The following is a 14,547-nucleotide window of genomic DNA, read 5'->3' on the forward strand; positions in this document are numbered from 1 at the left end:
AAGGATAATCAAAAGTTATTCGTGTTATGCGTCGGTCGATTCATTGGGTTCAGGTAACTGGCCGATCGCGTGGAGTAATTCCTTGGTCGCAAGTAGCATCTGGCGGCGGTTAAAAATCACTTGGCGGCGTTTACCGCCTAACTGGCGCCATAGCACCGCACTTCGAATACCTGCCAATAGCACCGCGCGAATCCGATTTTGCACGCTGGTTTGACGTAAGTGTTCAGGATTGCCTTGGATTTGTATGCGCGGCCCTAGCGGACTAATAATGTCGGAGTACACGCCAGCCATATTGGCAATAACATCACTGGCCGTGAAATTGAACTCGTCGCGTTGACGTTTAATTTGATTCATTGCCTCGCCCAGGCGCTGCATTGCCTGAGGTTGTTTGGCTAGGCGGCGCTCAAGTTGCAGCATGCCAATCACGTAACGGGTTTGCTCGACGTCCTTGTCACCGGGTGCATCTAATTGACGCAGTAAAACCTTGAGCCCAGGCACTAGTGCAGAAAGCGGCTGATAAATATCTTCGGTTTGAGCTGCGTCTAGAATAAGTAGAGAATCAAATAGTACATCGCTGGCGTCATGCGGGGTGACTTGACCACGGCGGGCCAATTGCTGGGCACAGACCGACGCTAAACACATGCCGGCAAATGCCAGCATGCGTTGGTGCCAAAGGTTGACTGCCACTTGGCTCATAATGCGACCTCGTGATCAGTAATACGCGCGTCAATAATACCACCACCTAAACATACGTCGCCGCTATAAAATACCGCCGACTGGCCTGGGGTAACCGCAGCCACTGGCGCATCGAACATTACTTCAATGGTGTCTTGATCAATCACTTTGATTTGGCACGGGATATCTTGTTGGCGATAACGGGTTTTCACTGTACATGCGAGACCTTCGTGCAATGCTTCGCGTGCAACCCAATGTAGTTGCTTGGCAATTAAGCCCCGTGAAAACAAGCGTGGATGGTTTTTGCCTTGCGCGACGACCAACTGGTTGGCGGCAACGTCTTTGTCTACCACGTACCAAGGATCTTCGCTGGCATCAGCAAGCCCGCCAATGTGCAGGCCTTTGCGTTGCCCTAATGTGTGATACATCAAGCCTTGATGGCTACCTAACACGGTGCCATCCACACTCACGATGTCGCCTGGCTGGGCGGGTAAGTATTGCTGTAAAAAGTCTTTGAATTTGCGCTCGCCAATAAAGCAAATACCGGTGGAATCTTTTTTGTCATGGGTGACAAGATCCTGCGCTTCGGCGATTTTACGCACTTCAGGCTTCGGTAAATGGCCAACAGGAAATAACGTTTGCGCAATATGCTCATGGGAAAGGGTATATAAAAAATAACTTTGGTCTTTGTTATCGTCTAAACCGCGAATAAGCTCCCACGTGCTGCCATTAAAACGGCGCTGGCAATAATGCCCAGTCGCTATGTAATCTGCGCCTAATGCCTCAGCAGCGAATTCTAGAAACGCTTTAAACTTAATTTCTTTGTTACACATGATATCTGGGTTCGGGGTGCGCCCAGCTTTATACTCTTGCAAAAAGTATTCAAACACATTGTCCCAGTATTCAGCGGCGAAGTTGACGGTGTGCAACTCAATACCTAATTTTTTGCATACCGCTTCGGCATCCGCTAGGTCAGTTGCAGCGGCGCAATATTCATCAGTGTCGTCTTCTTCCCAGTTTTTCATAAACAGGCCTTCGACCTGATAACCCTGCTGCTGCAGCAAATACGCCGATACAGACGAGTCAACACCGCCGGACATACCAACGATGACTTTAATTTGGGAAGGATCTCGATGTTCTTGCACGTTCGTAACCACCTTTTTGTTGCACACTTACCGATGCAATAGCCCTTAAATATACCGCGCGGATTCTATCACTTTTAGCTTAGGCTTGCCACGTTTCAAGGCAAGCACTGCACTTACTTAGCGACGTTGAACTTCACATCCTGATAATGACCAGGCGCCAAGTTATGCAAACAAATATCGCCAATTTGATAGCGAATTAAACGTAAAGTAGGGTGGCCAACGTGCGCTGTCATTCGGCGTACTTGTCGATTTCGGCCTTCGGTAATGGTCAGTTTCAGCCAGACATCGGTAATATGCTTACGCACTCGCACGGCAGGTTCGCGTGGCCACAACCAGTCTGGTGGTTCGACTTGTTCGACCAAGGCTGGTCGCGTTGGTCCATCTTTTAAAGTCACGCCTCGGCGCAAAGCATTGAGCGCGGCTTCATCAGGTTCGCGCTCTACCAACACAAAGTAAGTCTTTGGCATTTTGTGCGCAGGGTCTGCAATCTTCGCCTGCAAACGCCCGTCGTTGGTCAGCAGTAGTAGCCCCTCGCTGTCTTTATCTAAGCGACCAGCGGGGTAAACGTCGGGCACATCAATGTAATCTTTCAATGTGCGATCATTTACTTCACCACTGAATTGGCTCAGCACATTAAACGGCTTATTAAATGCAATGAGCCGTGGCTGACTTGGGCGAGGGCGGCGCATGGATTTGCTCGGCTGCTGCGAACGGCGTGCTGTGCGAGTGGTTTTCATCGGGTAAACATTCTCTCGGTTCGATTGGCTAAACGCCTCGGACGTAGCATTAATGTGCGTGTCTGAGTTACTATACACGCAAACATTGAGGCTGAATGACATTTAGGTGGTAAGTATACATGAAAGAGCAGCAGCGCGTGGGTGGAAGTCTTGAGCGAGCACTTCAAGACAATCATCAGTTCAATCCTGTAGACGTTTTGAAAGAAGCATTCAACACCACGAAATCAACCTTTGCTTCAATCGTTGGCGCCGTGGTGCTGGCCCTTGCGGTATTTTTTGTGGTGCTGCTGCTGGCATTGCAACTATTTGTCGGCGCCCCCGATATCGAAGACTCGCGCACTGTGATGGTGGTGATGCTGGTACAAACCTTGGTGGTGCCACCACTTTTTGCAGCGGTTCATGTCATGGGCATGATGCATGCCGTGGGTAAGCGTACTCAGGTATCCGATGTGTTTCGTTTTGTTCGCCAACCATTCAATTTTATTCTTATCGCGCTTATCACACAGATAATCAATCAGTTGGTAGCTGGCGTACTGCCTACCATACTGAGTTTAGCGGTGCTTGGGTTCGTTGCAGTTACCTTGTCGATGGCAGTACCTTTGGCTGCCGAATATCGGTTATCTCCGATAGAAGCGATTCGCTGCTCGTTTATCGCTGTGATCAAACGTTTTGCTTCATTCTTGTTGGTCTATGCGATTATGTTTGCGCTATTTTTACTGGGCCTGTTTACCTTCGGTTTAGCATGGATTTTTATCGTGCCGATGTTCTATAACGTCAAGGGCATCATGTATCGCGATGTATTTGGTATCGCCATTGATAGCGACGCGGACGACATGCAAATCAATAGTGAATCAACTCATCAGCCTCAAGCACAAAAGCCGGATGACAATGGTCGCTGGGACGCATAAAGCGCGCTGAATGGTCGATAAATTGCGATAGGTGAATTGTAAAGCAAACTAGGGTATACTAACGGTGATTAATCCAACGAGGATAGTGCATGAAGTTAGTTGTCAGAAGTCTTTCAGCTATCGCAGTGGCAGCAGCTCTGGCTGTGCCATTCGTACAATTCGAAGCATACGATGCCGCTACTGGCTACACCAGTGAGCGCGGTAAGGCCGTTGCTTTAAAGAAAAACAGCCGTCAACAGCAGCAAGATTTGCCCGCTATTTATCGCAGGTTATCAACCCGAACTCAGGACGTACCTGATTTTGCTGAGATCTATGACGTCAACGAACGCAAGCGTGAATTTTTCGCGTACTTGCTACCAGCAATTGAAGAAACCAATCAACGCATTTTAGCCCAGCGCGAGATGTTGGCTACCTTGCATGACAAATACCGTGCTGGCGAGACTTTATCGCGTGAAGAGCGGGATTGGATTTCGCGCTTGGCCGACTATTACCGTGTCGATGCCGATTCCATGCAACAGCGCTTTCAAGTGTTAGCGCGCCGTGTCGATATCGTGCCAGAAACCGTGGTTCTGATTCAGGCTGCGAATGAGTCAGGTTGGGGGACATCGCGTTTTGCACGTGAAGGCCTGAATTTCTTTGGCCAATGGTGTTGGACCGAAGGCTGTGGAATCGTGCCTGCAGCACGCCCAGACGGCCAAGTTTACGAAGTCCGCCGCTTTGAGAGTATGGAAGCGTCGGTGGTTGCGTTTGTGCGTAATTTAAATACCCACTTTGCTTATCAAGAACTACGGGCCATGCGATTAGAAGAGCGCCAAATGGATGATCGCGTGAGTTCAGACACCATTACTGCGGGCTTAATGAGTTATTCAGAGCGTGGTCAGGATTATATCGACGAGCTGAACCAAATGATCCGCATCAACCAGCCGATTATTGAAGAAGTACAGAGTGCTTGGTTAGATGTCGGTATTTAAGTCTACCTAGCCTGCACTGAATAGCAAAAAAGCCGACTCTGAGAGTCGGCTTTTTTGATCAGGCAGCGCCAGTTATCACGCATTCGCTACCTGAATCACCTGAATTTGCTCAGCGTCTTCGTCTTCAGTTTGAAACGAGTGCGACCCTGGCAAAGTAGGCTGGTCAAACGCGGTGTCGCCATGCGTTTGGGCGGTTGCGCTGGCTTGAGCGAAGTCGAATAATGTTGGGTCCGCCAAATGCGATGGCACCACGTTCGTTAAGGCTTTAAACATGCTCTCAATTCGGCCTGGATATTGTCTATCCCACTGACGCAGCATTTCTTTAATTTGCTTACGCTGCAGGTTTTCCTGCGAGCCGCATAAATTGCACGGAATGATAGGGTAGCCTTGGGCTTGAGCGTAACGCTCAATGTCTTTTTCTTTGACATACGCAAGTGGGCGAATCACCACATGCTCGCCGTTATCGCTGACCAACTTAGGCGGCATAGATTTCAGCGAACCGCCATGAAACATATTTAAAAACAGAGTTTCCAGCATATCATCACGATGATGCCCAAGAGCAATTTTCGTCGCCCCCAGCTCTTTGGCCGTGCGATATAAAATACCACGACGTAAGCGCGAGCATAGTGCGCAGGTTGTTTTACCTTCTGGCACTTTTTCTTTCACAATTGCGTAGGTATTTTCTTCAACTATTTTATAGTCAACGCCAAGCTTATCCAGATACTCAGGCAGCACGTGCTCTGGAAAGCCAGGTTGCTTTTGATCGAGGTTGACTGCCACAATAGAGAATTGAATAGGCGCCACTTTCTGCAAATACTGCAAAGTAGTTAACAGGGTGTAGCTGTCCTTACCACCTGACAAGCACACCATCACCTTATCGCCGTCTTCAATCATACCGAAGTCGCCGACTGCTTGACCGGTCTGGCGGCGAATCCGCTTTTCCAGTTTGTTGATACTATATTGCTGCTTTGCTTCAGTGGACATGGTGCACCCAATGCCTGCGTTAACTCAAAATGGGCGCTAGTATACCTAGCTCAAGTGCCACTGACAATTTACTCACCCTGTATCCGTGATTAATTTACTGGTGAAGTAAATCCTTCCGGCTTAATTGCTAACACGTCACAGTTAAGTTGCTCAATGACATGCTCAGCCGTATTGCCAAGCAGCGCTGCAGTAAACCCGGTTCGGCCAATAGTGCCTATTACCACGAGCTCAGCGTCAATGTCTTGGGCAAGCGCTGGAATCTGATCCTCGGCTAGACCTTCTTTGACATGCAGGTGGTGGTGGGACAGATTCCTCTCATTGGCAAGCTTCGAAAGCGATTCAGCATGGTACGTGCGAACGTTAGCTTGGTAGTCACTGGTATCGAATTCAGGAATTTCAATCGCCATATTGAGTGGTGCACTTGGGTAGCAATTGATGACATGCAGTTCAGCGGTAAGCTGCTGCGCCATATGGTCAGCTGCGGTTAGGATACGTTGGTTGAGGGACTGGTGCGCACTGTCTTCGGCACCGGCATTAACCGCCGCAATGATTTGACCGTTGGGTGGCCATTCATGTTCTTTGACTAAAAGCACTGGGCAAGGCGCTTTGCGCAATAAATGCCAATCGGTGGGTGTAAATAATACGCTTTGCAATTTATCGTGACGCCGCGTGCCTTTGATAAGCAAATCATGCTGACCTTGAATGCAGCATTTGATGATGGCTTCAAACGGGCGGTGATGCCAGACCACTTGGATATCGATGCTTAAGTGGCGGGTATCATACTGGGTCAGTAATTCATCAACCCAAGCTTTACGCTCTTCAACTAACGCGGCGCGCATATTCTCACGCTCCTGACCCGATAACATGGTGGTCATTTCGTAAGAAAAATCATAGATAGACACGAACAAGGTGAGCGAGGCTTGCTCCATTCTGGCTAAGCGTATAGCGCGCGCCAACGCATTTTGCTGTTCTTGATGCGGGTCTAAAACAACCAATAAGCGCTGATACATAATGCCTCCGACGGTATATAACTCGTTATAAGCATAGTGTAGCTGCAGCCAGTTTGCTAGGGAGTTAAACAGCTACGTAATTGCACGCCGGCTAGCTGTTGTAGTGCATCGATTTGCTGCAGCAGAATAAATTTACCATCTACTTGGATAACACCTGATTTGTGCAGTTTACTCAGTAATCGACTGACGGTTTCAACGGTCAGCCCTAAAAAGTTACCGACTTCAGCGCGGGTCATACTGAGGCGAAATTCTTTGCTAGACAGACCGCGGCTTTTAAAGCGTTCAGAAAAATCTAACAGGAAGGTCGCTAAGCGCTGCTCGGCATTTTTGTTGTTTAGCAATGACAGCATTTGCTTGTCGGCACTGATTTCTGAGCTCATTAAGCGCATTACCTGACGTCTCAATAATGGCAATTGGTCGCTTAACTTTTCTAAACTTTGAAAAGGAATCTCACAGACCATGGAGGTTTCCAACGACTCCGCGAACGAGGTGTAGGTTGGACTATGGATAGAATCAAAGCCAATTAAATCACCAGGCAGGTGAAACGCGGTAATTTGAGCGTCACCGTCATTACTGACAGTAAAGCTTTTAAAGCTACCAGAGCGCACCGCATATAAGGCTTTAAGAGGCTGACCCGCTTGAAATAGTTGCTCGCCTTTACGATAGGGTCGCTTGCGCTCGATAATGTCATCTAATTTATCAAGTGATAAATTGTCTAACGTATACGGCAAGCATAATTGGCTAATGCTACAGTTTTGGCAATTAATATTATTATTCCATGCACGTTCTGACATATCCGTTCCTTCAGCGACAACAAGTAATTTAAGCAAGTTTTATTGGGGTAAAGGCGTATCCAGCAGCATTCATGTTCATAATTGCTGAACGGCGATAGCTGCGGTCACTATTCCGTAGCCTATCATGAGTATTCCTGCGACCCAACGAAAACCAGAAGTGCGCACGAATTGGCTTAGTTTGCGGCTAAACAAGCCTAAGATCAACATCGAGGGCAGGGTGCCTACGCCAAATGCCAACATGGTGGCGGCGCCGCTAAGTGGAGAACCGCTCAATGCGGCCCAAGCCAGCGCGCTATACACCAGGCCGCAAGGTAACCAGCCCCACAACATGCCTGCAATAAATAGTTTGTGCGTGGACGCATTGGGTGGAAAATGGCGGGTGAGCGGTTGCAAGCGGCGCCACAGAATGGCGCCAATGCGTTCAAGAAACGTTAATACCATCCAAACTCGGGTAATATACAGCCCGAGTAATACCATCATGATACCAGCGACAAGACGTAACCAAATTAAGCCATCTTGGTGGATAGTTGTAGTTGCGAGCACTGCGGCGCCAACGATACCTCCCGCTATGGTATAGGACGTCAGGCGGCCAAGATTATACATCAGTAAACGCCAACCGTTCTGACTGTATCCCATCGCCCCAGCGAGCCCACCGCACATGGCTAAGCAATGACCGCTGCCAGCTAGCCCCATAACCAGCGCCGCCAGCCAGTCAAGGTTATGCATCAGGCGTATTCGCTTTATCAGCTTCGTCTTTATCGACGTCTTTAGCGTGCTGGGATTTCTTTTTACGTGGTTCTTCGTCGAGTAAAATGTTCATACCTTGACGTTCAAGGTCATCAAACTGACCGTGCTTTACCGCCCACCAAAATATCGCAATCGCAAATGCGACTAATAAAATGGCTGCGGGAACCGCGATATGCAAAATCTCCATATTAGCCTCCGCGTGGCTTGCGTAATAAACGCAGTGAGTTGCTCACCACAATCAGCGAGCTGGCTGACATGCCAAGCATAGCCCATAACGGGCCGACGTGACCGGTCACAGCCATAGGCAAGATAACCGCATTGTAACCTAACGCCCAAGTGAAGTTCTGACGAATAATACGGCGGGTTAAATGACCTGCATCGAATAAACGCTGCAGTGCATTCAAGCGTCCATTCAGTATCACGCCATCACTCCCGGCTTGCGCTAGCTCAGTCCCTGAAGCGAACGTAAGTGACGCGTCGGCTTGAGCAAGCACTGGCGCGTCATTAATGCCGTCACCCACCATCATCACAGGCGCGTGCTGCTGCAGTTGCTGGACAATCTCCAACTTATCCGCCGGTTTCAGTTGAGCATGCACATGCTCAATACCCAAAGTGTTAGCAAGTGCTTGAGCGCGTGCGTGGTTGTCACCGGTCAGCATGACGACATCAATATTCTGACGTTTAAACCAGTCCACCATGGCTTGAGCGTCAGCGCGCAGCTCGTCATCCACCTGAAAAGCCGCGATAATACCGCCACGGTCAGCCAAAAACACATTCGCGTGGGGTAATGGTGAGTCTGCGCCTGGATGCCACTGACGGATAAAATCGAGACTACCGATACGGTAATCTTGTTCTTGGTAAAAAGCCGTCAAACCTGCGCCTGGCTGATTATCAACCTGAGTCACCGGCAGGGTTGCCGCCGACTGTTGCTGAAATGGGCGGGCCAGGGGATGCTCGGAATACTGCTCAATACTGGCTGCCAATTGCATCACTTGCTCGGCGTTTAAGTGCGCTGAGGTACCCTCACTAAACCAGTGATTGACTATATTAAAACGACCTTGGGTGAGCGTCCCAGTTTTATCCAAGCACAGTGTTTTTATGTTGGGCAGCAGCTCTAAAATAGCCGCGTTTTTCAGTAAAATGCCGCCACGATTTAAGCGGTTGATTGCACCTGACATGGCCGTTGGCGCCGCTAGTCCGAGTGCACAAGGACATGTGGCGACAAGTACCGCAAGGGTTATCCAAAATGCGTCCTCTGGCGACAAAAACATCCAACTCGTAAAAGTGATGCTCGCAACTAGCAGGGTGCCAACCACAAAGTAACGCCCAACGATATCGGCTAAGCGCGCAAATTTTGGTTTTTGCTCCATGGCGGTGTCTTGCAATGAGACAATGCTGGATAGCAAGGTGTCTTGATGGGTGCCTGTTACGCGTAATTCAATCGGGGATTCTTGGTTAATTGTACCAGCGTACACCTCGTCGCCTTCAGCTTTAGCTACAGGGCGACTTTCACCTGTTAACAAAGCTTCATCTGCCCACGCCTTGGCACTGAGCAGTACGCCATCAACGGGAATTGGGTCGCCGGGCTTAACCCGAATGACATCATCTACCTGCAAATACTTAACCATGACTTGCTGCCAAGTATCGGAATCGCTGTTATCGTCATCTATATTGCGACGTTCTGCAATGGCGGGAATTAGTTTCATTAAGTTGGCTGCATTGGCAATCGCACGATGCTTTGCTAGCAACTCTAAATAGCGGCCGCAGAGTAGTAAGAATGCAAACATGGAGACACATTCATAGTAGATTTCGCCGGTATCAAAAATAGTCGCGTAAAAACTCGCAACAAAAGCGAGTAACATGGCGAGAGAAACGGGCACGTCCATGTTCACGGTTCGTGCTCGTAACGCACGGATAGCATTAGCAAAAAATGGCTGACAGCTATACACGATCACCGGCGCGGTGAATAATAACGATACCCACCAAAAGTACAGCCGATGCATGTCATCAATGTCGTCATAATACAGCCCAAATGCGACCATCATGGTCTGCATTGAGGCCAGCCCCGCAATGCCTAAGCGTAAAATATAACTGCGGCGCTTCTTTTCGAAAGTTTGCTCAAGGTCAGCTTGCTGAAAGGGAAGGGCGCGATAACCAATTTGATGAATCGCAGCAATGATGTCGCTCAGCTTCAGCGCGCTGGGCTGCCATTTAACATTCACCCGATCAGTGGTGGCATTGACCACTACATGCTGCACGCCAGTCAGCCCGAGTAATTGGCGTTCAATGAGCCAGGCACAAGCCGCGCACGTCATGCCATCAACCGCCAGAGTGACTTCTTTGCGGTTTGCATTGTCATCACTGCGCACAAATTCACGCTGAATATCAGGGTCGTCGTAGCTCTTAACTTGCTCGTTGAGCGTTTGCAAGGCATCAGGCACCAAAGCTTGCGGCACGCCGTCCGCATCGACCTGACGAAAACGATAAAAGTGGGTAAGGCCTTGTTCAACAATGGTTTGTGCCACAGTTTGACAACCGTAGCAACACATCGGCTGAGACTCGCCCTCGACATCAACGTGGAGGTTAATACCGCGCGGAATTGGCTGATGGCAATGAAAACAGGCTTCGGGAGCCACTGAGCGTATCGCTGAACTCGCCATAAGTGAACTATATTCCGTAGTTCACTGGCTCTAGCAGCAGCGCATCGACGTGCGGCAACTGAAAATTATGCGCAACGCGCCAAGTTTGGTCGTAAGGTTCGATAATAATACGCCAATGACCACTTATTTCACGCGGTAACGTGGTGCGATACCAACCATCGCCGGCGTGGGGTACACGTAAGTCGATATCTTTGGCGTCCAGGGTGGGGTGGTACAGCACGACATGCAGTGCTGTGCGTTGTTCAGGCTCAAACTCAGTAAATCGAAACGCCAGCTCATCGCCATTAAAAAAGGCTTCAAACGCAATGCCTAATTCTATCGCTCTGGCTTCACGATTGAGCTGCAGGTTAATTGCACGCCCTTCGTTGTAGTAGTCATCAACCACCATAGAAGTTGGGTTGTTATAGATCAGGATCGCAGTTGCGACACACGCAGAAATAACCGCTACTTTGGCACCAATCAGCCACCAAACCCAGAAGTGCTTATACCATGGGGCGTTATCTTGAACTTGAGCTTGCATCTACGACTACCTCTTTTGACTACAACCATAGTGAAACAAAGGCTAAACCTTTAGCACACTTGGCTTCTTGATGAACACAAGGCCCCAAAAGGGGCCCTGTTGACTTAACTTCCATGTAAGTTAGGTACTTAACTAGTTGTTTAAGCTATATATATAGCCAGACAAAATCTGCACCTTGTCTTCACCTAAAATGCTATCCCAACGTGGCATCACACCGTTACGACCATGCCGCAAGGTTTCTTCGATAGCACGTTGCGAGCCACCGTACAGCCAAACGTTATTGGTCAAGTCAGGAGCACCCAAAGCAGGGTTACCTTTACCATTCATACCATGGCATGCGGCACAGGTGACAAAGTTTGCTTCGCCAGCGCGAGCTAAGTCGCGATCGACATTACGACCACTTAGACTCAACACATAAGCCGCCATTTCACGAATACCTTGCTCACCTAATTGGTCTGCAAACGCTGGCATTTCAGCAACGCGACCTTGCATCAGTGTGTGCTTAATATCTGCTGGGCTGCCGCCCCAGTTGAAGACACCGTCGGTCAGATTCGGGAAGCCGATACCGCCGCGTGCATCCGAACCATGGCATTGCGCACAGTTTTGTAAAAACAGGCGTTGGCCAACTCGTAATGCATCGCTGTCCTGGGCAATTTCTTCAATGGTTTGGTTTGCATAACTGGCAAATAGTGGGCCATACACTTCGTCAGCACGAGCGCGTTCACGCACATACTGGACTAAACGGCCTTCTTCCAAAGCTTGTTGGGTCTGACGCTCCGAGTCTTCCAGCGAGAGCACATGCTGGTTTGAACTCGACCAACCAAGTAGCCCCTGAAAATTACCCAAACCCGGGTAGAAGGCTAAGTACAAGAATGCCCAACCAAGACAGATCCAGAATAAGTACGTCCACCATTTCGGTAGTGGGTGGTTGAGTTCGGTAATACCGTCGAACTCATGGCCCATGCTCTCGCCTTCTTCTACATCGGTGTAGTTCTTCATGTTCCACTTGAGTAACACAATCAGTGCTATTAAATGGCCCAAGGTTAGAACAATTATCCATCCACTCCAGAAGCTACTCATCGCTCTTTGACTCCCGTTTCTGGTCTTGATCTTTGCCTTTTACTTGTTTGTCTTCCTCGAAAATCGAGTTGGCGTCATGATCAAACTTAGCTTTATTGCGGCCGCTGTATGCCCAGATAATCACGATGATGATTACTGCGAACACTAACAGCGTGTAATATGCGTTAAACGTTGCTCCATCCATAGTCACTACCTCAAAGCATGGCCAAGTGATTGTAAGTAAGCAATTAACGCTTCCATTTCAGTCCGTCCAGCTACGTCTTCTTGTGCATTGGCAATGTCTTCGTCGGTGTAAGGCACGCCAAATCGACGGAAGGTTTCCATTTTACGCGCAGTTAAACGACCGTCTAATGTACGCTCAGCTAACCAAGGGTAGGCCGGCATATTCGATTCTGGTACTACCGCACGTGGGTCCATTAAGTGAACGTAGTGCCACTCATCGGAATAACGACCACCCACGCGAGCCAAGTCAGGACCAGTCCGCTTAGAGCCCCATAAAAATGGGTGTTCCCAAACTGATTCACCGGCTACCGAATAGTGACCATAGCGCTCTGTTTCAGCCCGGAAAGGGCGGATCATCTGACTATGACAACCAACGCAACCTTCGCGAATGTAGATATCACGACCTTCGAGCTCTAATGCGGTATACGGACGCAAGTTTTTGACCGGCTCATTCACCTGCTGTTGGAACAGCAGGGGAGTGATCTCAACCAAGCCACCGATAGAAATCGCGATGATTGACAGCACCGCGAACCAACCAACGTGCTTCTCAACTAACTCATGTCTATTTTTCTTCATGACTCAGTGACTCCTTAAACTGATTGCGCCGCTGGCAGTGGCTCGCTTGGGCGAACTTTATCACTGCGAATAGTTTTATAGGTGTTGTAAGCCATAAGCAGCATACCTGCGACTACAAACAACCCACCTACGAAGCGCACGAAGTAGAACGGATACGAGGCCTCTAAGCTTTCAACAAAGCTATAGGTAAGTGTGCCGTCAGCGTTGACCGCGCGCCACATCAAACCTTGAGTTACGCCTGAAATCCACATCGCTACGATATACAACACCACACCAATTGTGTGTAACCAGAAGTGGGTGTTAATCAGCTTAATACTGTACATACGCTCGCGTTCGAACAACACCGGAATCAAATGATAGATAGCGCCGATACTGATCATTGCGACCCAACCCAGTGCACCAGAGTGAACGTGGCCGATAGTCCAGTCAGTGTAGTGAGACAATGCGTTGACCGACTTGATCGCCATCATTGGGCCTTCGAACGTCGACATGCCATAGAATGACAAAGACACGATCAGGAAGCGCAACACAGGGTCGGTGCGTAATTTATGCCAAGCACCTGACAAGGTCATAATACCGTTGATCATGCCGCCCCAGGAAGGTACGAACAGAACCACTGACATCACCATGCCGACAGACTGTGCCCAGTCAGGTAATGCTGTGTAGTGAAGGTGATGCGGGCCCGCCCAGATGTAGATTGAAATCAATGCCCAGAAGTGGACCACCGACAAGCGATACGAATATACCGGGCGCTCAGCTTGTTTTGGTACGAAATAATACATCATACCCAGGAAGCCCGCGGTCAATAAGAAGCCGACCGCATTGTGTCCATACCACCATTGCATCATGGCATCGACGGCACCAGAGTAAATTGAGTATGATTTAGTGAACGACACTGGCACCGCTAAGTTATTACCGATATGCAGCATGGCTACGGCAATAATAAAGGCACCATAAAACCAGTTCGCTACGTAAATGTGCGAAGTGCGTCGGATGGCTAACGTACCGAAAAATACGATAATGAACGCGATCCAAACAATTGCGATAAGAATCGAAATTGGCCACTCGAGCTCTGCGTATTCTTTGCTGGTTGTCATACCTAACGGCAGCGTTATCACCGCTAAGACGATAACCGTTTGCCAACCCCAGAACGTAAACGCGGCAAGTTTGTCCGAGAATAGACGGACTTGACAGGTTTTCTGTACTACGTAGTACGCAGTTGCGAACAGGGCGCTGGTACCAAACGCAAAGATCACTGCGTTAGTGTGCAGTGGCCGTAAGCGCGAGTACGTCAGATAAGGAATGTCAAAATTGAGGGCAGGCCATACTAACTGTGCTGCAATCAGCACACCTACGGCCATGCCTACAATCCCCCAAATAATGGTCATCACAGCGAACTGTTTAACCACCTTTAAATTGTAGTCGTTATGTTGTGGAATAGTCTGGCTCATCACTTAATAGTCCGATACCGTTGAAAAACAGCACCATATTACGGTTTTTATGTGCGAAAATATAGCG

At 49.0% G+C, this 14,547-nt stretch carries 16 protein-coding genes; 2 read left to right on the plus strand and 14 right to left on the minus strand.

Annotation, left to right across the window (positions count from 1 at the left end; genetic code table 11):
* Positions 1–24: 24 nt before the first annotated feature.
* The 3 genes from hflD to CWE07_RS06080 all read right to left on the minus strand — a co-directional run bounded on the left by hflD (position 25) and on the right by CWE07_RS06080 (position 2,557).
* The gene (gene hflD / locus CWE07_RS06070) at positions 25–696 is read right to left on the minus strand and encodes a high frequency lysogenization protein HflD (protein ID WP_111568996.1); all 672 of its coding nucleotides are present in this window, start codon (positions 694–696) and stop codon (positions 25–27) included.
* Entirely contained in the window at positions 693–1,820 is a 1,128-nt protein-coding gene (gene mnmA / locus CWE07_RS06075; RefSeq protein WP_275541009.1) for a tRNA 2-thiouridine(34) synthase MnmA, read from the minus strand. Before mnmA ends, hflD begins: the two co-directional genes overlap by 4 nt.
* A gap of 113 nt (positions 1,821–1,933) precedes the next feature.
* Positions 1,934–2,557, minus strand: a complete 624-nt coding sequence (locus CWE07_RS06080) for a pseudouridine synthase (RefSeq protein WP_111568997.1) — start codon at positions 2,555–2,557, stop codon at positions 1,934–1,936.
* A 119-nt stretch (positions 2,558–2,676) separates the two neighbouring features.
* Between CWE07_RS06080 and CWE07_RS06085 the strand changes: the two genes are divergently transcribed.
* Positions 2,677–3,465, plus strand: a complete 789-nt coding sequence (locus CWE07_RS06085; protein ID WP_111568998.1) for a hypothetical protein — start codon at positions 2,677–2,679, stop codon at positions 3,463–3,465.
* 89 nt (positions 3,466–3,554) lie between these two features.
* Positions 3,555–4,436 (plus strand): glucosaminidase domain-containing protein, encoded by an 882-nt coding sequence (locus CWE07_RS06090; protein ID WP_111568999.1) that lies wholly within the window; start codon positions 3,555–3,557, stop codon positions 4,434–4,436.
* 75 nt (positions 4,437–4,511) lie between these two features.
* Here the strand turns inward: CWE07_RS06090 and ttcA are convergent, their stop codons facing one another.
* From ttcA to ccoN, 11 genes are all read right to left on the minus strand, one after another.
* The gene (gene ttcA / locus CWE07_RS06095; RefSeq protein ID WP_111569000.1) at positions 4,512–5,420 is read right to left on the minus strand and encodes a tRNA 2-thiocytidine(32) synthetase TtcA; all 909 of its coding nucleotides are present in this window, start codon (positions 5,418–5,420) and stop codon (positions 4,512–4,514) included.
* An 89-nt stretch (positions 5,421–5,509) separates the two neighbouring features.
* Positions 5,510–6,430, minus strand: coding sequence for a universal stress protein UspE (uspE, locus tag CWE07_RS06100; protein ID WP_111569001.1), 921 nt, complete (start codon positions 6,428–6,430; stop codon positions 5,510–5,512).
* A gap of 56 nt (positions 6,431–6,486) precedes the next feature.
* Complete coding sequence (gene fnr, locus CWE07_RS06105) at positions 6,487–7,224, minus strand: fumarate/nitrate reduction transcriptional regulator Fnr (RefSeq protein ID WP_111569002.1); 738 nt, start codon at positions 7,222–7,224, stop codon at positions 6,487–6,489.
* Positions 7,225–7,299: 75 nt separating this feature from the next.
* On the minus strand, positions 7,300–7,950 hold the full coding sequence (locus tag CWE07_RS06110) for a sulfite exporter TauE/SafE family protein (protein ID WP_111569003.1): 651 nt from the start codon (positions 7,948–7,950) through the stop codon (positions 7,300–7,302).
* Positions 7,943–8,158, minus strand: a complete 216-nt coding sequence (gene ccoS, locus CWE07_RS06115) for a cbb3-type cytochrome oxidase assembly protein CcoS (protein WP_111569004.1) — start codon at positions 8,156–8,158, stop codon at positions 7,943–7,945. The genes CWE07_RS06110 and ccoS overlap by 8 nt, the downstream gene beginning before the upstream one ends.
* Position 8,159: 1 nt before the next feature.
* Positions 8,160–10,631, minus strand: a complete 2,472-nt coding sequence (locus CWE07_RS06120) for a heavy metal translocating P-type ATPase (protein ID WP_111569005.1) — start codon at positions 10,629–10,631, stop codon at positions 8,160–8,162.
* Positions 10,632–10,638: 7 nt separating this feature from the next.
* Positions 10,639–11,151 carry a FixH family protein gene (locus CWE07_RS06125; protein WP_111569006.1) on the minus strand — a complete coding sequence of 171 codons (513 nt, stop codon included), beginning with the start codon at positions 11,149–11,151 and terminating at the stop codon, positions 10,639–10,641.
* Positions 11,152–11,283: 132 nt separating this feature from the next.
* Positions 11,284–12,231, minus strand: a complete 948-nt coding sequence (gene ccoP, locus CWE07_RS06130) for a cytochrome-c oxidase, cbb3-type subunit III (protein ID WP_111569007.1) — start codon at positions 12,229–12,231, stop codon at positions 11,284–11,286.
* Positions 12,224–12,415: a cbb3-type cytochrome oxidase subunit 3 gene (locus CWE07_RS06135; protein ID WP_111569008.1), complete on the minus strand. Its 192-nt coding sequence runs from the start codon at positions 12,413–12,415 to the stop codon at positions 12,224–12,226. Before CWE07_RS06135 ends, ccoP begins: the two co-directional genes overlap by 8 nt.
* 5 nt (positions 12,416–12,420) lie before the next feature.
* Positions 12,421–13,029 (minus strand): cytochrome-c oxidase, cbb3-type subunit II, encoded by a 609-nt coding sequence (ccoO, locus tag CWE07_RS06140; RefSeq protein ID WP_111569009.1) that lies wholly within the window; start codon positions 13,027–13,029, stop codon positions 12,421–12,423.
* A gap of 14 nt (positions 13,030–13,043) precedes the next feature.
* Positions 13,044–14,480: a cytochrome-c oxidase, cbb3-type subunit I gene (gene ccoN, locus CWE07_RS06145; protein WP_111569010.1), complete on the minus strand. Its 1,437-nt coding sequence runs from the start codon at positions 14,478–14,480 to the stop codon at positions 13,044–13,046.
* Positions 14,481–14,547: the final 67 nt, after the last annotated feature.

This window comes from Aliidiomarina maris (assembly GCF_003987335.1).
GTDB classification, from domain to species: Bacteria; Pseudomonadota; Gammaproteobacteria; order Enterobacterales; family Alteromonadaceae; genus Aliidiomarina; species Aliidiomarina maris.